The organism is Flavobacterium artemisiae, from assembly GCF_042678225.1.
In the GTDB taxonomy this organism is placed as follows: Bacteria; Bacteroidota; Bacteroidia; order Flavobacteriales; family Flavobacteriaceae; genus Flavobacterium; species Flavobacterium artemisiae.
In genome coordinates, this window is sequence record NZ_JBHUDZ010000007.1 from 479,449 (window position 1) to 503,221 (window position 23,773).

Below are 23,773 nucleotides of genomic sequence, written 5' to 3' on the forward strand. Positions count from 1 at the left end.
TAGAAAACCTCTTAATTTAATTTATACAGTTTAAAATTTTTCTTTTAAAACTTCTTTCTGAACCATTTCTCTTTTAGCAACATCATAATAATGTTCGATCGTAACGTGATTGTTGTTTTCTGGAGTATTCTCTAATTCGTAGGCTTCTTTAAAACCTTTAAGCTTTACTTTGATATTTTCATCAATAGCTCTGGTTTCTTTAAATTCACGAATTAAGTCTAAAACGTCATGCGCAATATACTCTGTATCATGTGCAGTAATAACAACTTTAGAATTTTCTGGAATTTCGGTTAAAGTCTGTTTAATTGCAGCTTTGTTCAAAAATGAAACTTCCTGCGCTAAATCAATATGGATAATATCTCCGTCTTCATATTCTTCTTTTTTGAAAATATAGGCTCTTTTTAAGTTTCCTCTAAGAACAAAAATGATACTAATAATGATTCCTAACGCAACACCTTTTAGCAAATCTGTCGCAACAACAAAGACTAATGTTGCAATAAAAGGAACAAACTGGTATTTTCCCTTTTTCCAGAAATGCATAAAAGTTGCTGGTTTTGCTAATTTATATCCGACCAAAATTAAAACTGTAGCTAATGTTGCCAGCGGAATTTTATTTAAAAGAGCTGGAATAGACAATACACTTATCAATAAAAGAACACCGTGAATAATGGTTGACATTTTTGATTTTGCTCCTGCATTATTATTCGCAGATGAACGTACTACAACAGAAGTCATTGGAAGTCCTCCTAAAAGTGAACTTATCACGTTACCTAAACCTTGCGCACGAAGCTCTACATTGGTATCTGTATAACGTTTTTGAACATCCATCCTATCAGAAGCTTCGATACATAATAAAGTTTCAATAGAAGCTACAATAGCGATTGTAATACCAACAACCCAAACCTGTGGATTTGTAACTGCTCCAAAGTTTGGTGTAATTATAATTGATTTAAAATCATCAAAAGATTTTGGAACTGGCAAAGAAACCAAATGTTCTTTTGCAATTGCCAAACTGCTTCCTGTTGATACAAAAATTTCGTTTAAAGCAATTCCGGCAATAACCGCAACAAGTGCACCTGGAACTAATTTTATTCTTTTTAAAAATGGAACTTTCTCCCAAGAAAGCAAGATTACAAGAGAAACCGCAGAAACTACCACAGCTCCTAAATTTATATGATTTAAAACATCAAATAAAAACGAAAAAGAGTTGCTCCCATCGTTTTGTATAAAAGCTTGATCTCCTTCAAAATCTGCATCATAACCAAAAGCGTGTGGCAATTGTTTTAAAATAATGATGATTCCGATACCCGCTAACATTCCCTCAATTACATTGGTTGGAAAATAATTTGAAATACTTCCGGCTTTTAAAAATCCTAATGCCAATTGAATTAATCCAGCAATAAATACAGACATTAAAAATACATCGAAAGCTCCCAAATCGGTAATAGCGGTTAAAATAATAGCTGTTAACCCAGCAGCAGGACCTGATACACTAATATGTGACTGGCTTAAATAACCAACAACAATACCACCCACAACACCAGCGATAATTCCAGCAAATAGAGGCGCTCCAGAAGCCATTGCAATACCTAAACACAACGGAAGAGCCACCAAGAAAACCACTAAACCTGAAGCAAAGTCAGATTTAAGGTTGGCAAAAAGATTGATTTTTTTTGTCATAATACAATACTAAAAAATTGATACATAAAGATTCAACCGTATTTCACAGAAATACAGTTACTTTCAAAATAATCGGAAGTATTATACTAAATTGGGAGGTGGAGCAAAAATGCTCGGAGAAATATTGTCAAGTTTTACAATATTTTCAGAAATGATTGTTTTTTTCTCAATACAAATCGGCAATAAAACTTCGTGTTCTAAGATTGTCGGATGTACTATAGATTTCAGTTCTTTATGAACTTCTTCTTCTGAAAGACTGATAGACATAGTCGCACTGTTACTTTTCTTAATCGCCTGAACAATTGTCGGAGTCGATAAGAAAGTAATAAATATGAATAATAATATGCGTGCAACTAATTTCATCGAAACAAAAATAGCGTTAAACAGATAAAATCAAAGAGATTTTTATAGAAATTTAACAATAATAAAAAAGCAGAATGCAATTTTCACTCCATTCTGCTTATAATTATTTAAAAAACAATCGATTAAAGCGTTTCTTCCAACCACGCGTTCATCATCCAAATTGTTTTTTCCTGCTCTGCAATAAAGTCGCTCATCATCGAATTTGTTCCTTCATCGTTAATTTCGCCAGATTTGTTTAATATTTCTCTCTCGATTTTCAATAAATCAGACAATGAATGAACGATTAATTGTACGGCTTTTTCATCATTTGAAATATTTTTACCAACAGTCAATTTATTGTTTTTGATATAATCGTCCAAAGTATGCAATGGTGTTCCGCCAATTGTCAAAACTCTTTCAGCTATCAAATCTATTTTTAGTTGCGCGTCTGTATATAATTCTTCGAATTTTACATGTAAATCAAAAAAACGTTTACCACGAATATTCCAGTGAATTCCCCTTAAGTTTTGATAATAAACTTGAAAATTTGATAATAACACATTTAATTCCTGAACTAATAATTCTGATTCTTTTACAGGTAGTCCTAAAATATTTGTTTTCATAATACTTATTTTTTACTCTAATTTACTACAAAATTAAAGTATGTTCAAAAATATATACATAATTAAAAATTATATTTTCTTATTTTTACATCACAAAATACTATCAAAATGACGATAACTCAATTACAATATGTTCTGGCAGTTGCCGAACACAAAAACTTCACTCTTGCTGCCGAAAAATGTTTTGTTACGCAGCCTACGTTGAGTATGCAAATTCAAAAAATAGAAGAAGAACTTAATATTTTAATTTTTGATCGAAGCAAGAAACCGATTCAGCTTACCGATATCGGGCAAAAAATTGTAAATCAAGCCAAAAACATTGTTAATGAAGCCGACAGAATAAAAGATATTGTAGAACAGCAAAAAGGTTTTATTGGAGGCGAGTTTCGTTTAGGAATTATTCCAACGATCATGCCTACTCTTTTACCAATGTTTTTAAATAATTTCATTAAAAAATATCCAAAAGTAAAACTGCTGATTGAAGAGTTAAATACAGAAGAGATTATTCTAAAATTAAAGAATGGTCATTTGGATGCGGCAATTGCTGCGACGCCACTTGAAGACGAAAAAATAAAAGAAATTGTTTTATACTTCGAACCTTTTGTGGCTTACATTCCTGAGAGTCATTCTAGTTTTCAAAAAGAAGAAATCGAAGTTGCTGATTTAAATTTGAATGAAATTCTGCTTTTACAAGACGGACATTGCTTTAGAGACGGGATTTTAAATCTTTGCAAAACGGTTTCAGAAGCAGATCAAAATAATTTTCAGATTGAGAGCGGCAGCTTTGAGACTCTTATAAAATTAGCCGACGAAGGTTTGGGCACAACGTTACTTCCGTACTTGCACACCTTAGACTTAAAAGAATCCGATAAACTGAAACTACGAAACTTTAAGGAACCAAAACCAGCTCGTGAGGTAAGTTTGATTTACCCAAAGAGCGAATTAAAAATGCAGATTATAGATGCACTCCGATCTACAATTGCTGGCGTTATAAAAGGTGCAATTGTTTTTCAGAATGTCCAAATCATAAGTCCGCTGCAAAAGAAAGCATAATAAAAAAGGAGCCAATTTGGCTCCTTTTTTTATACTGTAATTAGTAGTAGACTAGGTTTTAGTTCTGGCTTTTCAATAATAAAATTTAACAACCATTCTTGTAATTGCTCCATTTCATATGGTAACAGTGTTTTGATAGCTTTTTCTAACTCTTTGCAGAAAAGTACCGGATCGAAACTAACTCTTTCAAGTATAGATTTCGTGTAATCGAACATCATTTTTGACATAATAAAATAAGATTTTTGGGGGTTATCTATTTTTTTAAACTCGCACCAAATTTAAACAAATTACCTATATAAAAACCTCTTTTAACTTATTTTTTTAAAAACTTTATCTACGAATACGTTTTCTTAAAACACATAAATCAATCTAGAATCATTCTAAACAATTCATTTTAAAGGGTTTTTCAAGGCTCTAAACATTTCTCGTTTCCCTGGAGGACCTGCTAATTTTTCTACGGTAAATCCTACAGCAATCATGCTTCTTTTTACAACTCCTCTCGCTGCATAAGTTACTAAGACGCCGCCGGGCTTTAAACTATTGTACATTTTCTGAAATATTTCGGTACTCCAGAGGTCGGGCTGCACCCTATATCCGAAGGCATCAAAATAAATCAAATCAAAAATTTCAAAATCGTTTATTTCGTGAAAAAATTGTTTCCTTTTGGTTAACGAGAACCGGCTGCTAATTTCTGTTTTTTCATCCCATTGTGATTTATGCATTTTTTCGAAAATATTACTAAATTCCAATGCTTCCAATTCTTCAGCATAATTCATCTCCAGAATTTCATCGCCTTCAACGGGATAAGCTTCTACTCCAACATAATCGATAGTTTGTTCTTTTCTTACTGATTCTAAAAAAGTGATAAAAGCATTTAAACCAGTTCCAAAACCTATTTCTAATATAGTGACAGGATTTTCGAACAACGAAAGTCCGTTTTTAATAAAAACGTGTTTTGCTTCTTGAATTGCCCCGTGTTTAGAATGGTAACATTCATCCCATTCTGGCAAACGAATTGTGGTTGAGCCATCTAAGGTCTTAATTATTTCTCTTTTCACTTTTACGAATATTATGTCAGCTTTTTATTGATTTTCAAGCCATTTTAAGATTCAAATTTACTTAAAACAAATGCGTAAAGCCTTAAAAAACGATACTTTTTTCATAAATTCTTTATAAAAACCAATTAAATATTTGAGTTTATTATAGGATAAATAAATCTCAATTAAAGACAGGAATTAATGAATTTTTACCAAGTATTTTAGAGATTTTTACTTAATTTTGCATTCAATAAATTCTATTTTACATGGTATCATTACTTTAGATTTTGATACCTCACAAAAAACTTACATAACTATGAGTACAACTCAAACAAGCAAAATTGAAATCATAAAAGCAACTTCGACAAAAATAAACGAAGTAGACTTTGACAACTTAAGTTTTGGTGCTGTATTTACAGACCATTTATTCGAATGCGATTTTAAAAACGGGCAATGGCAAAACCCTGTCATTAAACCTTATGCTCCTATTTTGATGGATCCATCTTCAAAAGTCTTTCATTATGGACAGGCTATTTTTGAAGGAATGAAAGCTTATAAAGATGACAATAATGATGTTTGGTTGTTTAGACCAGATGAAAACTACAAACGTTTCAATAATTCTGCTGTTCGTATGGCAATGCCAGAAGTTCCAGAAGCTGTTTTTATGGATGGTTTGAATGAATTATTGAAATTAGATAAAGAATGGATTCAAAGAGGAAACGGAGCAAGTATGTATATTCGTCCTTTTATGATCGCTACAGGTCCTGGAGTAATCGCAAATCCATCTGATGAATATAAATTTATGATTTTACTTTCTCCAGCAAAAGCATATTACGGAGGTGAAGTAAAAGTAATTATTGCAGAACATTATAGCAGAGCTGCAAACGGCGGAATCGGTGCTGCTAAAGCGGCTGGAAACTACGCTGCTCAATTCTATCCAACTAATTTGGCAAACAAAGATGGTTTCCAACAAGTTATCTGGACTGATGATGCAACACATACAAAACTAGAAGAAGCGGGAACAATGAACGTTTTCTTTAGAATTAACGATACTTTATTGACAGCTCCAACAAGCGAAAGAATTTTAGATGGTGTTACTAGAAAAAGTTTGATCGCAATGGCTGAAAAAGAAGGCTTAAATGTAGAAGTTCGTCCAGTTATTGTTTCAGAATTGGTTGAAGCTGCAAAGAACGGATCTTTAAAAGAAATCTTCGGGGCTGGAACTGCTGCAGTAATCAGTGTTATTAAAGGTTTCTCTTATCAGGATACTTATTACGAGATGACTCCAATTGAGAATTCTTACGCTTCTCTTTTAAAAGAAAAATTAACGAGCCTTCAAAACAAACTATCTGAAGATACTTTTGGATGGACAGTTAAAGTTCAATAATCCAAAACCATTATAAAAAGAAACCCGATAAATTTAGTTTTATCGGGTTTCTTTTTTATTGCTATTCCGCAAAATAAATCCTAAACACATAGAATTATAGAGATGTAAAGAGAAAATTAAAAAGAAACCCGTTTCTTAACACATATCTTATGTGTATTGATGCAAGCTCCTCAATTTAAAGACTATGTTTCTATGTGTTTAAATAGTACTTTTTTATAATAATTTAGAAAAATCAGGTTTAAAATAATTCGGCCCTTTCATTACTTTTCCGTCTTCGCGATAAATCGGCTGACCGTCTTCGCCAAGCTTACTCATATTACTGCGCTGGATCTCGTCAAAAACGGCTTCAATTTTATCCTGAAGTCCATGTTCGATGATTGTGCCGCATAAAATATACATCATATCACCAAGAGCATCAGCAATTTCAACTATATCATTATTCTGAACCGCTTCGTAATACTCTTCATTTTCTTCTTTCATTAAGTTATATCGAAGCAGTTTTTTCTCTGCACTTAAGTCTGCAGTTGGCATCTGACTATGTCCAATTCTAAAAGCTGTATGGAATTCTGTTACGGCGTCGAGTTGTTTTTTCATATTCTCCTTTTTGTTTTTTTGTATCAGTTTTTAAAATTACATTATTTTAATGAATTTTTAACATCAATAAAAATGATTTCATCAGTAATCCAATCAAAAATCAACTAAAAATCGCGTTCAATTCTCTAAATTTGTCGAAAATTAAATTTATGTTCAGTCAAGGTCAAATTACATTTGGAATCTGCTTTTTTATCGCGTTTGTTATCATCATGATTTTTGCATATCGCAAAGATTTAGCACTTCATAAAATATTCTATAAAGGAAATTATAAAGTCTTATTAGTCTTTCTTCTTTTTATTGCTATTCTGTTTTTAATCAAAATATTTATGAAACGATAAGCTTATTTAATCTATTACCTGATTTTAAAAATAAAAAGTCTAAGTTTAGCATAATAAAAGTTATAAAATTCTTGTTGTAAGTAAGACTCGAAATAAAAATTTATAACTTTACGACCAAACAACCTACCAATGAAGATTCTTAAATACTTATTTCTTTTAGCATTATTAAGCCTTGTAGCTCTAACTGTTTTTGTTGCCACTCAAAAAGGCGACTTTGACGTAGAGAGAAGTAAAGTAATCAATTCTCCAAGAGCAGTTGTTTACAGCTATATAAATGATTTTAGAAATTACGAAGATTTCGAATCTTGGGCGCTTGAAGATCCAAGTATTAAAATGACTTTCCCTCAAAAAACTTCAGGAAATGGCGCTTCATTTTATTGGGACGGAACTGAAGGAAAAGGAAACGCTATCACTCTAAAAACTAAAGACGGCGAAAGTATTGAACAAAAATTAAACCAAGAAGGTACAGAAGCCGACATTAACTGGACCTTAAAAGATACTTTAAACGGAAAAACCAAAGTGACTTGGAAAGGTAAAGGAACGATGAGTTTTATGTTTAAGATTTACGCTGCTCTTCACGGAGGTTCAGACAGAGTTATTGGAACTATTTACGAAAAAAGTCTTGCCAATATCGACAAAAACCTAGACTACGAAACCAAAACTTACGCAATTAAAGTTAATGGTGTAGTAAAGAAAACAGAAACTCCATACATTAAACAAACTTTTACCAGCGAAATTCAAAAGATAAATAAGAATGCCAGAATTGTAATTCCGAAGTTGATTCATTTTAGCGAAACAAACGGGCTTTCAGCAAGCGGAAAACCATTTATTATTTATCATACTTATGACACTGCGAGAGGTTTAGCAAAAATTTCTATTTGTTTACCTATCAATAAAGAAATTTCTATCAGTTCTGGAAGCGATATTTTATCTGGAAAACTAAATAGTTTTGATGCCGTAAAAACTACTCTTACAGGAGACTATTCGCATACTAACGAAGCAATTGCAAAAACAACAGCTTTTATTAATAATGAAAAAATAATTCCGGAACTGGCTTGGTCACATCTTGAAATTTTAAGTGTGAGTAAATTGGATGTAAAAAGTCCTTCTAAATTGATGACTGAAATTTATTTCCCAATTAAACCAAAAGAAGTTCCTGTTGTTAAAACTCCTGTTTACGATCCAGAAACTGGAGTTCAAACAGAACCATCAGAAACAACGCAACCAAAACCAGCACAACCAAAACCGGTGCAAGCTAAACCCGTACAGCCAAAACCGGCTCCAACAACTCCAACAGCTAAACCAGAAGAAGAACAATCTGAATTCTAATTTTTTTAGGTTCCTTTTTAAACCTTTTACAAAAATTAGATTCTAACTAACCATAAAGGTTTGATAAATCTATAAAGTTTGATAAACGAAAAGGAATTTATACAAGAATTATTAAATCCGAAAACGCAGAACACAGCGTTTCAAAAACTCTTATCTGATTATCAAAAACCTTTATATTCTCATATTCGAAATATTGTTTTGAATCATGATGATGCTGATGATGTTTTACAAAATACCTTTGTAAAGGTTTTTCAATACCTTAAAAACTTTAAAGGAGAAAGCAAACTTTTTTCTTGGATGTACCGTATCGCCACTAATGAAGCTTTGACATTTTTGAGTCAAAAAGCAAAATTAAACGGAATTACCTCTGAGGATTTGCAAAATAAAACTATTGACAACTTAAAAGCTGACAGTTATTTTGATGGTGATGAAATTCAGATCAAACTGCAAAAAGCTATTGTAACGCTTCCAGAAAAGCAACAATTGGTTTTTAAGATGAAATATTTTGAGGAGTTGAAATATGAAGAAATAGCAGATATTTTAGGTACTTCTGTAGGCGCTTTAAAAGCATCTTATCATCATGCTGTCAAAAAAATTGAATTATATGTTACGTCAAATTAAACCTTTTGTAATAAAAACTATCTAATTGCTATTATGAAAACATTTAAATTAGAAAACGAACCGAAAATAAAATCTGGATTTAAAACTCCAGAGCATTATTTTGACCATTTTTCGGCAAAAGTTTTACAACAGATAGAAGAAAAAGAAGTAAAAGTAATTCCGTTTTATAAGCGCAGTAGAGTAATAAGTTTTGCTGCTGCCGCTGTAGTTGTTTTTGCCTTAATGATTCCTATTGTCAATAATTACAAAGCAACATCTAATGATTTAGACGAAGCAACTTTAGAAACTTATTTATCGTACCAATCTAATTTAAACCAATACGATTTAATTCAAAAATTAGACGATAAAGACATTAAGAAGCTTAATGAGAATATTGCCCTAGAAGACGAAACTCTAGAAGATATTTTATCTTCAAATCCAAACATAGAACACTTAATTTCAGAATAAACAAAACTTACGATATGAAAATAAAAAATATACTATCACTCCTACTCTTTCTGATAAGTTTTTCATTTTTTGCTCAAAGTACTAAAGCAGATGAGAAACGAGAAAAAATTAAGGCTTTTAAAGTTTCATTTTTAACTACAGAATTAGAATTAACTTCTACAGAAGCAGAAAAATTCTGGCCTATTTATAATGCTTATGACGACAAGCAATTCGAATTAAGACATTTAAAAATGAAAACCTACCTGCATAAACTAGATGATGATAATCTAAGTTCTATGACCGAAAAAGAAGCAGTTGCATTACTTTCTCAAATGGAAAGTACAGATAAAGAACTTTATCTTCTAAGAGAAAAATACATGGCTAATTTGAAAAAAATTCTTTCTGCTAAAAAAATATTACAGCTTAAAAAATCTGAAGACGACTTTAATCGAAAACTATTACAGCAATATCGAGATAAAGCTGCTAAAGATTAAAAAAGTTATAACGTACAACAGCGATAAGCCCCCTATATAATAATACTTACTTTATTATTTAGGGGGCTTGTTATTTTGTGTTGTGAACAAATTTATTTAAAATTCAATCGAGCCATAATGTTAAAACCAGCTGCAATTGCAGTGTTTTTATTTATAAAACGCAGTGTAAAGAATTTCCCGTTAGGAGATAATTGAACCCAGCTTGCACCGCCGTCTGTTGAATAATATATTCCTGAAGCTCCTACTGTAACCAGCTCTTGCCCGTTACCGCCTGGAACATACTGAACACAAGAAGTATAACCAAAACCTTGTTTCTGGCCAATTAACTGCCAGGTTTTTCCGCCGTCTTTAGTAAATGCTTTGTTATCTGAATTTCTATCTGGATCATCAAAATCACCACCAGCAATAAAACCTTGCTTTTCATCATAAAAATCAGCTGTAAAAATACCCGTCATTTCGCGACCTTGTACAATCGGAGTATCAATAGCTTTCCAAGTTTTTCCTTTATCTGCAGAATAAAACACTCGTGATTTTTTTCCTCCAGAAACCAGCCATGTTTGATCGCCTTTTATTACAATATTAGTATTACTTGCTGCAAAAGCGGCTTCACCAACAGCGTTTGTAGGCAATTTATCAGACAATACTTTTGTCCAAGATTCTCCTCCGTCACGCGTAATTATGATAGAAAAAGTATCTTCTGTTGGATCTCCAATAGCAATTCCTTCTTTATCGTTCCAAAACTGCATACTGTCGTAAAAAACTTTAGAATTAACTTCTTTATAAACTAATTTAGTTTTATTTGTTTTTTTATCAACTTGATAAAGCAGCGCAGGATTTGCTACACTTAGTAAAAAAACGTGTTTTGAAGTTTGAGCGATACTTCTGAATTCTAAACGAAGTGTATCGCGGTAAATGTGCTCTTCGAATTTTTCACGTTTGTCCAAATCAAAGAAACCGAATCGAGAGTTATCACCTCCGTACCAAACCTTATTTTTATCAATTGATATGGCACGAATACTAATGTGATCTTTAAATAAAGTGTCAACTTCTACGGTCGAAAACCAGTTGTAAACTTCTATTTTATCTTTATAATTGAAAGTTTTAAAAGACATCAACAACAAAAATGCACCAAAAAGAAGTAATATTTTTTTCATATAATTAGATTTAGGATTTTGCGAAAATACGATTATTTACCACATATATTATTTAAATTATTTTTTTTTATATCGTAATAATCGAATACTGCATATCGCAAAGAAATTAACCAGAAAATAATTCGTTTAAAATTAAGACCTTCGGTTTTCATTCTGCGTTAAGAATATATAATGCTTCAATTAAAACAAACATTTATTTTTTTAAGGTATTTGATAAGCTAATAAAATAGCGTTTAAATTAGATTTCCTCAAAGGAACAAATACTATAAAACACTTAATAACAAACAATTAAAACAAATTCACATTCAAAAAACAATTTATCAGCAACAACAACTTTTTTTTGTGGCACAGTAATTGGATATCTCATAATACAAATAATTTAATATGATTTTATCATGAAAACGAAATTACTTTTGATAGCGGTTGTAGCTTTAGTTTTTGGTTCTTGTGCTGCACAAAGTCAGACTACTGTTTACGCAAAAAATTCAGATATAAGTGATAATTTAGATTTGAGAGCTGTTGCTTCTATGTTTGGAGAATCAGCTAATCTTCAAGATTTCGAGAGACGTCTAAACGATCCTAAATATCAAATATCAAATCTTGATTTAAATGGAGATGACGAAGTAGATTATCTTCGTGTAATTGAAACTGTAGAAGACAGAACTCACGTTGTGATTATTCAAGCTGTACTTGATCGCGATGTATATCAAGACGTGGCTACGATTGATGTAGAAAGAGACAATTACAATAAAGTAAGTGTTCAGGTTGTTGGAAACACTTATTTGTATGGTGCGAATTACATCTACGAACCTGTTTACAGCGTTGCTCCTGTAATCTATGCTTCATTCTGGGTTAACAATTACAGACCGTATTGTTCTACTTATTATTGGAACTATTATCCAACGTATTATACAGCTTGGAGACCTTATCCAGTTTTTAGATACAGAAACAATATTAATGTTTGTATCAATGTAAACAACCATTACAACTATGTAAACAATAGAAGAAGCTACAGAGCTCCTGCTATTTACGAAACAAGACGTACGTATGGTTACGAAAGAATGCGCCCTAATTACAGCTTTGCTCAAAGAAACTCTAGCGTAAATAATAGATATGAATTAGATCAAAGACGTGTCGCAATGAGAGAAAGTAATAGAAACAATTACAATACTAACAGAACAAGTACATCAAGACCAACGTCTAATGATAATAGATCTTCTAATAGAAATTATACTGATAACAGAGTTTCATCAGACAGAAATTACAATACAAATAGAAGCGTAAATACGCAAAGATCTGAAAACCGTGACAATTCTGTTCGAGTAGAAAATACGCCTAGGGTTACAAATCGTGATAATACACCTAGAGAGAACAATCCTGTTAGAGTTGAAAACACACAGAGAACAGAATCTAGAAATAATAGATCAAATGAAAACAGAAGCTATTCTGACAACAGAATGAGCAGACCTTCAAACAGTCAAAGAAGTGAACCTTCTTCTTCTAGAGGTTATTCTGAAAATCGTTCTAACAATGAAAGCAGAGCTAATACTGCAAGACCACAACAAAGTATGCAGCGTTCTGAATCTCCTAGAGTAAGTCAAGAATCTAGAGGCGGACAACCTCAAAGAGAAAGCGGCTCTAATTCAAGAGGCGGTAACGGTGGCGGAAGAAGAGGTTAATACTGCTATTTTAAATTATTATTAAAACTAAAAGCACAATTTGGGGATTGTGCTTTTTTTATGTTTAAAATTATATTTAAATATAATAGATGCTAATTTGTTTTAAAACAGTAAATTTGCAACCGTCTTTTATAAAAATATACATGAGCGCATCGCATAAAAACTTACATAGTAAGTTGACTCTAGGGGGGTTACTAATAACTTTAGGGATTATTTATGGAGATATTGGAACTTCTCCATTATATGTAATGAAAGCCATTCTGGGCGATCACACGATCAATGCAGATATTGTCTTGGGAGGTATTTCCTGTGTTTTTTGGACTTTAACCCTGCAAACAACAATAAAATACGTACTTATAACCTTAAGTGCTGATAATCACGGCGAAGGTGGTATTTTCGCATTATATGCATTAGTCAAGAAAACAAAAATTCAATGGCTTATTGTACCCGCAATTATTGGGGGAAGTGCCCTGCTTGCAGATGGTATTATAACGCCGCCTATTTCTATTTCTTCGGCAGTAGAAGGAATTAGGGCTTTTTATCCAACAATGGAGACACAAACTATTGTTTACATAGTAATTAGCATCTTATTTGTTTTATTTACTATTCAACAGTTTGGAACCAAACTTGTCGGCAAATTTTTTGCTCCGATGATGTTGATCTGGTTTGCAATGCTTGGAACATTAGGAGTTATTCAAGTACTTCATTATCCTGAAGTTATAAAAGCTATTAATCCGTATTACGCTTACAAACTATTATCTATCCACCCTGACGGTTTCTTCGTTCTTGGTTTCGTATTTTTATGTACTACCGGAGCTGAGGCTTTGTATTCTGACATGGGACACTGTGGTAGAAAAAACATCAGAATCAGCTGGATTTTTGTTAAAGCAACTTTAGTATTAAACTACTTTGGACAAGCAGCTTATTTAATTCATCACGAAGGAAGTACACTGCAACAATTAGGAGGTGAAAACGGAAATCCGTTTTATTTAATTATGCCGCATTGGTTTTTACCATTCGGAATCGTTGTTGCAACTTTAGCTGCTGTTATTGCTTCTCAGGCCCTTATCAGCGGTTCGTTTACTTTGATTAACGAGGCTATGCGTTTGAATTTCTGGCCAAAAGTTAAAATTAAATACCCAACAGAGGTAAAAGGACAATTGTATATTCCGTCTATCAACTGGTTGTTGTTTATTGGCTGCGTTGGAATCGTTTTACATTTCGAAAAGTCAGGAAATATGGAACACGCCTATGGTCTTGCTATTATTTTGTGCATGATCATGACGACCATTTTATTGAACTATTATTTAATCATGAAACGTGTAAAACTGTACTTCATGGTACCGCTTATCACGATTTATCTGCTAATAGAATTCAGTTTCCTTTTTGCTAATATTACAAAATTTGCAGAAGGTGGTTATGTTACTTTAATCATAGCTTCAATGCTTATTTCGGTAATGACGATTTGGTATTTGGCTAAGAAAATTAATAAAAACTACACCAAAGTCGTTAAAATTGATGACTACAAACAAGTTTTAGTAGAGTTGAGCCAGGATTTATCTATCCCAAAATATGCAACACATTTGGTTTATATGACAAATGCGAATCGTGTTGATGAATTGGAGGAAAAAATAATTTATTCGATTCTGCAAAAGCGTCCAAAAAGAGCTGATATTTATTGGTTTGTTCATGTAAATATTCTAACAGAACCTTATAAAACACAATATAAAGTAACTGAAATCGCAAAAGATGATATCTACAGAATTGATTTTAATTTAGGTTTTAGAGAACCAACCAAAATCAATTTAATGTTTAGAGAAGTAATTAAAGATATGGTAAAACGCGGCGAAGTGGATATTACGAGCCGTTACGAATCTTTAAACAAAAACAATATTATTGGTGACTTTAAATTTGTATTGTCTGAGAAATTCTTATCAAACGACAATGATTTAAGATGGCATGAAAACATCATCATGAATTCTTATTTCTTCATCAAAAAACTGAGTTTGTCCGAAGAAAGAGCTTTTGGTCTAGACAGCAGTTCAGTTAAAGTAGAGAAATTTCCAATGGTGCTTCATGCTCCAGAAAATATTGGCTTAACGCGTATTGTTTCGAAAGAATAAAGCCTTAAAAAATATTTCAAAAAAAACACTCTAAATTAGAGTGTTTTTTTTCTTTAATAGGAGTCAAAGTAAGATTCACTATTAAAAATTTAACTTTCAATCAATTAATAGTACCTTTGCAACTCAAATTATAGAAATGAGATTACACAGAAATTTAGTTTATACTACCATCGACTCTTTGAATGCAATTTTCAATGAAGGAGAATATGCCGATAAAGTGGTAGCAAGAGCATTAAAAAAAGACAAACGTTGGGGAAGTTCTGACAGGAAATTTGTTGCTGAAACGATATACGAAATTGTTCGTTGGAAAAGATTATACGCCGAAATTGCCGAAGTAAAAGAACCTTACGACAGAGATAATTTATGGAGAATGTTTGCTGTTTGGGCCGTTTTACGTGGTTATCCGATTCCTGATTGGAGACAATTGGAAGGAACGCCAGAAAGAAAGATCAAAGGACGTTTTGACGAACTATCTAAAACTAGAGCTCTAAAAGAATCTATTCCTGATTGGATGGATGAAATTGGAGTGAAAGAATTGGGTGAAAAAGTTTGGACGAAAGAAATTGCAGCGCAAAATCAGCCGGCAAAAGTTATCCTTAGAACCAATACTTTAAAAGGCACTAAAGAAAACTTAAGAAATACTTTGATGGATTTAAATATTGAAACAGAATATTTAAAAGACCAGCCAGAAGCTCTTGTATTAAAAGAAAGAGCCAATGTATTTTTGACAGATGCTTTTAAAGAAGGACTTTTTGAAGTTCAGGACGCCAACTCACAATTGGTTGCTGGATTTCTGGATGTAAAACCAGGAATGCGTGTTGTAGATACTTGTGCAGGAGCTGGAGGAAAAACATTGCATATTGCTTCTTTGATGGAAAACAAAGGTCAATTGATTGCAATGGATTTGTACGAAAGCAAATTAAAACAATTAAAATTAAGAGCTAAAAGAAACGGCGCTTTCAATATCGAATATAGAATTATTGACACTACAAAAGTGATCAAAAAACTACATGAAAAAGCAGATCGTGTTTTAATTGACGCACCTTGCAGTGGATTGGGAGTTTTAAAAAGAAATCCTGATTCTAAATGGAAATTACAACCTGAATTTATTGACAATATCAGAAAAGTACAGGCAGAAGTTTTAGAAAGCTATTCTAAAATTGTAAAACCAGGAGGAAAATTAGTTTACGCTACTTGTTCGGTTTTACCATCAGAAAATCAAGAACAAGTCGAGAAATTCTTAAAAACAGAAATCGGGCAACAGTTTACTTTTATTGAAGACCGTAAATTATTAGCTTCAGAATCTGGTTTTGACGGATTCTATATGGCTTTGATGGAAAGAAAAAATACAGGAGAAATAAAAAAATAAGCCCATCTTATAAAGATAAAAGCCTTTAGAAATTGATCTAAAGGCTTTTTTTTATACTAAGACAAATAGTCTTCATCTGGACACATATCTGGTGAAGTCAAACAAAATGATGGTATATTATTTGGTTTACAAGTTGGTTGTTCAATAAGAGGTTGTGAACAATCCATTTTATAACCGTTTAAATAATAAATATAATTACCACCTTTAATTTGTTTAAGCTCATTCTTGTTTAGTAATTTCACGTTTGGGAGATTCAGAACATGTTTCATAGTTATTTTTTTTAAAGTTAATAGTTATTAAATTTAAACTAATTTTCTTACATGTACAAAATAACTAAAAACACTAAACTAAACTTGGTTTACGAAGCAGTTTTCCGTTTTCGTTTTCCTTAAATTTTGACACGAAAATAATTTCTTTTGGCTTTTCGAACTTTCCTAAAACATCAAAAAAGTCAGTCGGGAAATCCTGTTTTTCTCCCTCAATAACCAAAACTAATTTTTCACCTAAAACGGCATCAGGAAGTCCAGTTACAAAAAATCTTGAATCAATTTTATTAATAAGTTTTGCTTCAATTTGTTCTGGAATAAGCTTTACTCCTCCACTATTCACAACATTGTCAATTCTTCCTAGAAAAATAAACTGCTGATCGTTTATCAAATCAACCAAATCATTTGTAACAATTGGTTCATCAGAAATTGAAGCAACATTTATCACAAGACATTGACGATTGTCTTGTTTTATTTTTACATTTGGCAGTATCGAAAAAGCTTGCGTTCCTAAACGTTTTGCAGCAATGTGCGTAATCGTTTCGGTCATTCCGTATGTTTCGTAAATTTCTGTTTTTATCGGCAGTAATTTCTCTTCTAAAGCGGTATCTAATTTTGCTCCGCCGATTATCAGTTTACGAATATTAACCAGCTTTTCAATAGAATTTTGAACTTGTAAAGGCACCATCGCAACAAAATCGTAAACTTTTGAATTGAATGCCAAAGGTGTAACGCTTGGCGCAACGACATCTAATTCTAATCCTAAAATCAAACTGCGCATCAGCATCATTTTTCCTGCTATAAATTGTGTCGGCAGACATAATAAAGCTTTGTTACCCGGTTCTAAACCAAAGAAATCTCCAGTCGCGAGAGCCGATTGTATCATGGCTTGTTTTTCTAGTTTTACCAATTTCGGAAGTCCGGTAGTTCCAGAAGTGGTCATTTCGATATAACTTTTCTTATCGAACCAATCCAGAAAAAATTCTCCGATAGATTGTTCGTAAGCATCTCCTTCTTTGACATAGCTATAGGCCACACGGCACAAATCTTTTGCGTTTAAATGATAACCGTTTAGCTTAAAGTAATTATGAACTTTATGTTGAGTTAAATGTGACATAACTTTTTTATTTTATTTCTTCGTTGATGAGAATATTCCCTGATAATCTTTCTTTCCAATTTGTCCAGCCATACTTTTTACTAAAAATAAAAAGCAGAATAGGATAAATAACCACTACAGGCAGAATAACATCGATTCCTGCAGATGGCTCTGATAAATCTATGAAAAGCGAATGCGTTTGAAAAACCGTCCAATCTGAAGTAACCAAAAGTGCACCTACAAGATTATTTGCAGCATGAAATCCTAACGCTAATTCCATTCCTTCGTCCATTAAAGTGATAACACCCAAAAATAGACCTGTTCCGATGTAGTAAATCATGATAATATTTCCCATTTTAGTCACTTCAGGATTAAACCAATGCATCGATCCAAAAATTAAAGAAGTCATCATGAGCGGAAACCATCTATTTTTGGCAAGATTAGCAAACCCCTGCATCAAATATCCTCTAAAAACATATTCTTCTGTACTGGTTTGAATCGGAATTAATAGCGAACCTAAAATTACTAATATCAAAAAAGGAATTGGTTTGAAATTAAAGACAAAATGTTCAGGCGCTTTTAAATACACAAACAAAAAACTCAAAACAGAAAAAAATGCCCATAAAAAGAAAGAAAACCAAATTCGTTTCCAATCTGTTTTTGGCCGAGAAGTTGTGACAGACAACATGGTTTGATGATGAATAAACTTGACCACAAAATAAATTCCAGCAAAAGCAAAAACAAACGAAATCATCACCAGAAACAATGTCATATTAGATTCGAACATTTTCATTACACCTTCATTTGTGGTTGGAAAAGCTTGATTTTCTGTAAATGTTTTATAAAAAACAGCTGCTGAAAGCGGAATCTGCCCTACAAAAGATGCCGTGATAATAAAAACAGATCCTAAAATATATTTCCAAAATTTATTTTCAGGTTTAATTCCTTGCTCTAAAAACATACACTCAAATTTTAAAAATGACAATTCAATTCTAATAAGATAATCTTATTTTTGATCCTGCTAAAATACCGCTTTTTTATTCTAGCTTTAAACAAACACTTAAATATAACAAAATGATACAAATATATCACAATCCGCGCTGTGGGAAATCCAGAAATTGTTTAGCCTTTATTGAGAACACGAATCAGGAATTTGAAATCATTCCATATTTAACAGAAACACCGACTTTTGAGGAATTAAAAAGCTTACTTCAAAAATTAAATTTAGCTCCATTACAACTCGTTAGAACAAAAGAAAAAATCTGGATCGAAAATTATAAAGGAAAAGATTTAAATGACGAAGAAACGATTCAAGCAATGGTTGACAATCCGATTTTAATAGAAAGACCAATTGTCATAAAAGACGGAAAAGCCATTATTGGAAGAGATTTAGAATTGGTCGCTTCTTTTTTAGATTAATTCTAAAATGCATTATTAACATTTTTTTATGATTTGACTCTTTAAACCAAAAACTACTTTTGGCGTCTAAAAGATCAAAGACACCAAAAAATGAAAAAAATCAAATTTGCTGTAATGCTTGTCTTATTATTGACAAGCTTTTACAACTATTCACAAGAAGGTCCCGGACCAAAAAACAAAGTCAAAGTTACAGGAAAAGTTTTCGAAAAAGTAACAAAACAGCCTTTGGAGTATGCTACAATTTCTATCATGCTGCCAAACGATACTAAAGTTGTTGCCGGCGGTATTACTAATCCTAAAGGAGAATTTGAAGTTGCTGTTAGTCCTGGCACTTATGATATCAAAATTGAGTTTATTTCTTTTAAACCAACAGAAATTAAACAAAAAAGCATACAAGAAGACACTAATTTAGGCGCTGTAAATCTTTCTGAAGATGCCGCGCAGTTAAATGAAGTTGTTGTACGTGCAGAAAAATCATCGGTTGAAATTAAACTAGATAAAAAAGTGTACAATGTTGGTCAGGATATGATCGTAAAAGGCGGAAGCGTAAGCGACGTTTTAGACAATGTACCTTCAGTTTCTGTTGATACAGAAGGAAATGTAAGTTTAAGAGGAAGTGATAATATCCGTATTTTAATCGATGGAAGACCATCACAAGCTATCAACATGGCAGAAGCTTTAAGACAGCTTCCTGCTGATGCAATTGATAAAGTTGAAGTTATCACAAACCCATCTGCCCGCTATGATGCTGAAGGTGGATCTGGAATCATTAATATCGTTCTTAAAAAAGGAAAAAATCAAGGTTTTAACGGAACATTGATTGCTTCAACTGGTTTACCAGAAACTTACGGTCTTAGTGCCAATGTAAATTACAAGACAGAAAAATTTAACTACTTCACAACTGCTGGATACAACTACAGAACAAATGAAGGAGCCGGTAAAACAAATTCTGAGTATTTAGATGATAACAAAAACACAACAAGATTCTTAGACGAAACTCGTGATACTAAACGTATTAGAAACGGATTTAACGGAAGAGCCGGATTTGAGTGGACAATTACTCCAACTACTTTCTGGACAAACGCCATTAATTACCAAAAAAACTCTGGTGATGACCGAGATTTGATCAATTATTTTAATTATGATGCTGGTCGTAATTTTACAGGAACAACTTATCGTTTAAACAACGCTGATACTGGAAGTGAGAATGTTGAGTTTACTTCAAACTTAATTAAAAATTTCAACGATAAAGGTCACAAACTTACTGCAGATTTTTCTATTTCAAGAAATACAGATGACAGTAAAAGTACCATCACAGATTCACCAAACTTTGATACTACGTTAAACGACCAAATACAAAAACAAGTTTTATTTCAGGCAGATTATGTATTACCATTAGGCAAAGGAAGTCAGTTTGAAGCAGGTTACAAAGGAAGTTTTGGTGACTTGAATAACATTTATGATGTTACAAATGGTACAACTCCAAATCCTAATTTATCAAATACATTAGAATACAAGGAAAACATTAATGCGCTTTACACTTCATATGGTTTCAAAGTAAATAAATTCTCTTATTTATTTGGCTTAAGATGGGAAGACACAAATATCCAAGTTAACTTATTAGACAACAGCGATTTCAACACTAAAAAATACAACAATTTATTCCCAAGTGCATTTATTAGTTACGAAATCTCAGACCAAAGTAATTTCTCTGCAAGTTACAGCAAACGTTTATCAAGACCAAGAGGACGTTTTATGAATCCAGCTGTTAATTACGCAAGTAACATTAACATCTTTCAAGGAAATCCAGATTTAGATCCTTCTTTAACAGACAAATACGATATTGGTTATATCAAAAGATGGAGTAAAGTTACTTTTAATACTTCGGCTTATTTTGAAGACACAAAAGACGTTTTCAGCTTTGTAAGATCTCCTACTGGTGACGAAGTTAACGGAGTTCCAGTAATTAAAAGTTCTCCAATCAACTTAGGAAGAGAACAAAAATTTGGTTTCGAATTTACTTTGAATTACACACCTTTCAAGTGGTGGAGATTGAACAGTAACTTCAACTTCTTTAATGTAAAAACAACTGGAGAAAACAGCTACGTAGATACACAAGGAAACGAGATTGTTCAAAATTTAGACAATCAGGCTAATTCTTGGTTCGCAAGAATAAACTCTAAAGTTACGTTACCTTACAAAATTGACTGGCAATTGACAGCAATGTATAATGGAGAGCAAAAAACCGCTCAAGGTAAAAACTTAGGCCAATTCGGAATGAATACTGCTTTTAGCAAAGACATCTTAAAAGACAAAGCAACAGTTGCTTTTAATGTCAGCGACGTATTTAATTCTAGAAAAATGAGATCTTACACTTATTTAGATAATGTAAATTCATACAGCGAATTCCAATTCCGTAAACGTCAATTCAATTTATCATTTACTTACCGTTTCAACAAACCAAAAGGTGAAAGAGATAAAAACGCACAGCCTAAAAATGATGGCGGTGGAGATGGCGGAGAATTTCCTGGATAACATTTTAAATTCCAATACTGAAATTCCAAATTCCAATTTTTAAAGTTGGGATTTGGAATTTTTCATTTATGAAGAACCCGACAGATTTTAAAAACCTGTCGGGTTTAAATATACTCACTCAATTGGAATTTGGAATTTAAATTTTGGAATTTCATTTTTTTTGGAATTTCATTTTTTTTGGGCATAAAAAAAAGGACTCGTAAAACGGGTCCTTTTTTTATGACATCAATCTTAAAATATTTATATTTTAACAGATTGTTCTTCTTGTCTTTTTTTAGCTTTTTTTTCTTTGATCATTTCCCAGCTTGCTCCCGTAACCCAATAAGATACGAAACCAACTAAGAAAAACATTAACCAAAATCCTATTGTAAGAATGGTTAAGAAAAGTAAAAAGCCTAAGTACTGTGAAAATTCAAACATGTTTTCCGGAATTTTTGAATGTTACGACAAATGTAAGCCATATATTTTTCCTCAGCAATAAAATCTAAATCAATTTTCGTTAAATAACATTTATCCGTATATTTATACTCATTTTAAATAAGCTTTTTTTTGAATGCCAAACCTTTTAAATAAAGAGTTCACAGAACGTCCTAATAATTTTCAGGAGCTGTTTCCTGCTGTCCGCTATATCTTTTATGGTGAACCCCACCATAAAAGGATGCCGCTCCCATCAGGGCTAGGGCACTCATTTTCAAAAGAATATTTTCAATTATAATTATCACAAGTAACATTTCACATTTTTCAAATAACATTTTACAAACTACAAATGAAATACCGTATAGAAAAAGACACCATGGGCGAAGTGCAAGTACCAGCCGATAAATATTGGGGCGCACAAACAGAACGTTCTAGAAACAATTTCAAAATAGGAAATTCGGGTTCGATGCCGGCAGAAATCATTGAAGGTTTTGCTTATCTAAAAAAAGCCGCTGCATATGCCAATTATGACTTAGGTGTTCTGCCAATCGAAAAAAGAGATGCAATTGCTGCTGTATGCGACGAAATCTTAGCAGGAAAATTAGACGATCAATTTCCGCTTGTAATCTGGCAGACAGGTTCGGGAACACAAAGCAACATGAATGTTAACGAAGTTATTGCCAACAGAGCGCAAGTTTTAAAAGGATTTGAAATCGGCGAAGGCGAGCAATTTATCAAAGCAAATGATGATGTAAACAAATCACAATCATCAAATGACACTTTCCCAACAGGAATGCACATTGCCGCTTACAAAATGGTAGTCGAAACTACGATTCCTGGTGTAGAAAAACTTCATGCTACTTTAGTAAAAAAAGCGGCAGAATACAAAGATGTTGTAAAAATTGGAAGAACCCATCTTATGGATGCAACTCCATTAACTTTAGGACAAGAAATTTCGGGCTACGCTGCTCAATTAGCATTTGGACTGAAAGCTTTAAAAAACACATTAGCACATTTATCTGAAATTGCTCTTGGCGGAACAGCTGTAGGAACTGGCTTAAATACTCCAAAAGGCTACGATGTAAAAGTGGCAGAATATATCGCACAATTTACTAATCACCCTTTTGTAACAGCAGAAAATAAATTTGAGGCTCTTGCAGCACACGATGCAATTGTTGAAACACATGGAGCATTAAAGCAATTGGCTGTTTCTTTAAATAAAATTGCAAATGATATTAGAATGTTAGCATCTGGACCTAGATCTGGAATTGGCGAAATTCATATTCCAGAAAATGAGCCAGGTTCTTCTATTATGCCTGGAAAAGTAAATCCAACGCAATGTGAAGCTTTAACTATGGTTTGTGCTCAGGTTATTGGAAATGATATGGCAATCGCAGTTGGCGGTATGCAGGGACATTATGAATTAAATGTTTTTAAACCTGTTATGGCCGCAAACTTTTTACAATCGGCACGATTACTTGGAGACGCATGCGTGTCTTTTGACGAACACTGCGCGCAAGGAATTGAACCAAACCATAAACGTATTAAAGAATTAGTAGATAATTCTTTAATGCTGGTTACCGCTTTAAACACTAAAATTGGTTATTACAAAGCTGCTGAAATTGCTCAAACTGCACACAAAAATGGTACAACATTAAAAGATGAAGCAGTTCGTTTAGGCTACGTAACTCCTGAAGATTTTGATGCATGGGTTAAACCTGAAGATATGGTTTAATCTTAGTTTCTGAGGTGCTAAGCTTCTGAGATACTAAGCTGAAAACTGCTTAGAAA

The 23,773-nt window shown here is 32.5% G+C and carries 22 protein-coding genes; 12 read left to right on the plus strand and 10 right to left on the minus strand.

The window, feature by feature from the left end:
* Positions 1–30: 30 nt before the first annotated feature.
* From ACFSC2_RS07255 to ACFSC2_RS07265, 3 genes are all read right to left on the minus strand, one after another.
* A complete protein-coding gene (locus ACFSC2_RS07255; RefSeq protein ID WP_379816724.1) occupies positions 31–1,680 on the minus strand; it encodes a SulP family inorganic anion transporter in 1,650 nt (549 codons plus the stop codon).
* 81 nt (positions 1,681–1,761) lie between these two features.
* Positions 1,762–2,043, minus strand: coding sequence for a hypothetical protein (locus tag ACFSC2_RS07260; RefSeq protein ID WP_379816725.1), 282 nt, complete (start codon positions 2,041–2,043; stop codon positions 1,762–1,764).
* A gap of 122 nt (positions 2,044–2,165) precedes the next feature.
* Entirely contained in the window at positions 2,166–2,645 is a 480-nt protein-coding gene (locus tag ACFSC2_RS07265; RefSeq protein WP_379816726.1) for a Dps family protein, read from the minus strand.
* A 108-nt stretch (positions 2,646–2,753) separates the two neighbouring features.
* Between ACFSC2_RS07265 and ACFSC2_RS07270 the strand changes: the two genes are divergently transcribed.
* Positions 2,754–3,698 (plus strand): LysR substrate-binding domain-containing protein, encoded by a 945-nt coding sequence (locus ACFSC2_RS07270; RefSeq protein ID WP_379816727.1) that lies wholly within the window; start codon positions 2,754–2,756, stop codon positions 3,696–3,698.
* Between the two features lie 29 nt (positions 3,699–3,727).
* Here the strand turns inward: ACFSC2_RS07270 and ACFSC2_RS07275 are convergent, their stop codons facing one another.
* On the minus strand, positions 3,728–3,925 hold the full coding sequence (locus ACFSC2_RS07275) for a hypothetical protein (RefSeq protein WP_379816728.1): 198 nt from the start codon (positions 3,923–3,925) through the stop codon (positions 3,728–3,730).
* Between the two features lie 162 nt (positions 3,926–4,087).
* A complete protein-coding gene (gene mnmC2 / locus ACFSC2_RS07280) occupies positions 4,088–4,756 on the minus strand; it encodes a tRNA (5-methylaminomethyl-2-thiouridine)(34)-methyltransferase MnmC2 (RefSeq protein ID WP_379816729.1) in 669 nt (222 codons plus the stop codon).
* Between the two features lie 295 nt (positions 4,757–5,051).
* On the opposite strand from mnmC2, the gene ACFSC2_RS07285 reads away from it, so the two are divergent.
* Positions 5,052–6,122: a branched-chain amino acid aminotransferase gene (locus ACFSC2_RS07285; RefSeq protein WP_379816730.1), complete on the plus strand. Its 1,071-nt coding sequence runs from the start codon at positions 5,052–5,054 to the stop codon at positions 6,120–6,122.
* Positions 6,123–6,335: 213 nt separating this feature from the next.
* On the opposite strand, the gene ACFSC2_RS07290 is transcribed toward ACFSC2_RS07285, so the two are convergent.
* Positions 6,336–6,716: a pyrophosphohydrolase domain-containing protein gene (locus tag ACFSC2_RS07290; RefSeq protein WP_379816731.1), complete on the minus strand. Its 381-nt coding sequence runs from the start codon at positions 6,714–6,716 to the stop codon at positions 6,336–6,338.
* A 467-nt stretch (positions 6,717–7,183) separates the two neighbouring features.
* Here ACFSC2_RS07290 and ACFSC2_RS07295 point away from each other — a divergent pair, with 467 nt between their 5' ends.
* The 4 genes from ACFSC2_RS07295 (at position 7,184) to ACFSC2_RS07310 (ending at position 9,924) form a co-directional block, all read left to right on the plus strand.
* Entirely contained in the window at positions 7,184–8,383 is a 1,200-nt protein-coding gene (locus ACFSC2_RS07295) for an SRPBCC family protein (protein WP_379816732.1), read from the plus strand.
* Between the two features lie 78 nt (positions 8,384–8,461).
* Positions 8,462–9,004 (plus strand): RNA polymerase sigma factor, encoded by a 543-nt coding sequence (locus ACFSC2_RS07300; protein WP_379816733.1) that lies wholly within the window; start codon positions 8,462–8,464, stop codon positions 9,002–9,004.
* A 33-nt stretch (positions 9,005–9,037) separates the two neighbouring features.
* Positions 9,038–9,451, plus strand: coding sequence for a hypothetical protein (locus ACFSC2_RS07305; protein WP_379816734.1), 414 nt, complete (start codon positions 9,038–9,040; stop codon positions 9,449–9,451).
* Positions 9,452–9,465: 14 nt separating this feature from the next.
* Positions 9,466–9,924 (plus strand): sensor of ECF-type sigma factor, encoded by a 459-nt coding sequence (locus ACFSC2_RS07310; RefSeq protein ID WP_379816735.1) that lies wholly within the window; start codon positions 9,466–9,468, stop codon positions 9,922–9,924.
* A 92-nt stretch (positions 9,925–10,016) separates the two neighbouring features.
* Here the strand turns inward: ACFSC2_RS07310 and ACFSC2_RS07315 are convergent, their stop codons facing one another.
* Positions 10,017–11,078 (minus strand): WD40/YVTN/BNR-like repeat-containing protein, encoded by a 1,062-nt coding sequence (locus ACFSC2_RS07315; RefSeq protein WP_379816736.1) that lies wholly within the window; start codon positions 11,076–11,078, stop codon positions 10,017–10,019.
* A gap of 395 nt (positions 11,079–11,473) precedes the next feature.
* Here ACFSC2_RS07315 and ACFSC2_RS07320 point away from each other — a divergent pair, with 395 nt between their 5' ends.
* The 3 genes from ACFSC2_RS07320 (at position 11,474) to ACFSC2_RS07330 (ending at position 16,249) form a co-directional block, all read left to right on the plus strand.
* On the plus strand, positions 11,474–12,757 hold the full coding sequence (locus ACFSC2_RS07320) for a hypothetical protein (protein ID WP_379816737.1): 1,284 nt from the start codon (positions 11,474–11,476) through the stop codon (positions 12,755–12,757).
* Between the two features lie 143 nt (positions 12,758–12,900).
* Entirely contained in the window at positions 12,901–14,880 is a 1,980-nt protein-coding gene (locus ACFSC2_RS07325) for a KUP/HAK/KT family potassium transporter (protein ID WP_379816738.1), read from the plus strand.
* Positions 14,881–15,016: 136 nt separating this feature from the next.
* Positions 15,017–16,249: an RsmB/NOP family class I SAM-dependent RNA methyltransferase gene (locus ACFSC2_RS07330; RefSeq protein ID WP_379816739.1), complete on the plus strand. Its 1,233-nt coding sequence runs from the start codon at positions 15,017–15,019 to the stop codon at positions 16,247–16,249.
* 342 nt (positions 16,250–16,591) lie between these two features.
* Here the strand turns inward: ACFSC2_RS07330 and ACFSC2_RS07335 are convergent, their stop codons facing one another.
* Together ACFSC2_RS07335 and ACFSC2_RS07340 are read right to left on the minus strand one after the other, a co-directional pair.
* A complete protein-coding gene (locus ACFSC2_RS07335) occupies positions 16,592–17,632 on the minus strand; it encodes an AMP-binding protein (protein WP_379816740.1) in 1,041 nt (346 codons plus the stop codon).
* A gap of 7 nt (positions 17,633–17,639) precedes the next feature.
* Positions 17,640–18,572 carry a CPBP family intramembrane glutamic endopeptidase gene (locus ACFSC2_RS07340; RefSeq protein WP_379816741.1) on the minus strand — a complete coding sequence of 311 codons (933 nt, stop codon included), beginning with the start codon at positions 18,570–18,572 and terminating at the stop codon, positions 17,640–17,642.
* A 113-nt stretch (positions 18,573–18,685) separates the two neighbouring features.
* Between ACFSC2_RS07340 and arsC the strand changes: the two genes are divergently transcribed.
* Positions 18,686–19,030 carry an arsenate reductase (glutaredoxin) gene (gene arsC, locus ACFSC2_RS07345; RefSeq protein WP_379816742.1) on the plus strand — a complete coding sequence of 115 codons (345 nt, stop codon included), beginning with the start codon at positions 18,686–18,688 and terminating at the stop codon, positions 19,028–19,030.
* A gap of 90 nt (positions 19,031–19,120) precedes the next feature.
* The gene (locus ACFSC2_RS07350) at positions 19,121–21,565 is read left to right on the plus strand and encodes a TonB-dependent receptor (RefSeq protein WP_379816743.1); all 2,445 of its coding nucleotides are present in this window, start codon (positions 19,121–19,123) and stop codon (positions 21,563–21,565) included.
* 240 nt (positions 21,566–21,805) lie between these two features.
* Here ACFSC2_RS07350 and ACFSC2_RS07355 read toward each other — a convergent pair whose 3' ends face one another.
* Positions 21,806–21,985 carry a hypothetical protein gene (locus tag ACFSC2_RS07355; RefSeq protein ID WP_379816744.1) on the minus strand — a complete coding sequence of 60 codons (180 nt, stop codon included), beginning with the start codon at positions 21,983–21,985 and terminating at the stop codon, positions 21,806–21,808.
* A 346-nt stretch (positions 21,986–22,331) separates the two neighbouring features.
* Between ACFSC2_RS07355 and fumC the strand changes: the two genes are divergently transcribed.
* The gene (gene fumC, locus ACFSC2_RS07360) at positions 22,332–23,717 is read left to right on the plus strand and encodes a class II fumarate hydratase (RefSeq protein WP_379816745.1); all 1,386 of its coding nucleotides are present in this window, start codon (positions 22,332–22,334) and stop codon (positions 23,715–23,717) included.
* Positions 23,718–23,773 lie beyond the last annotated feature (56 nt).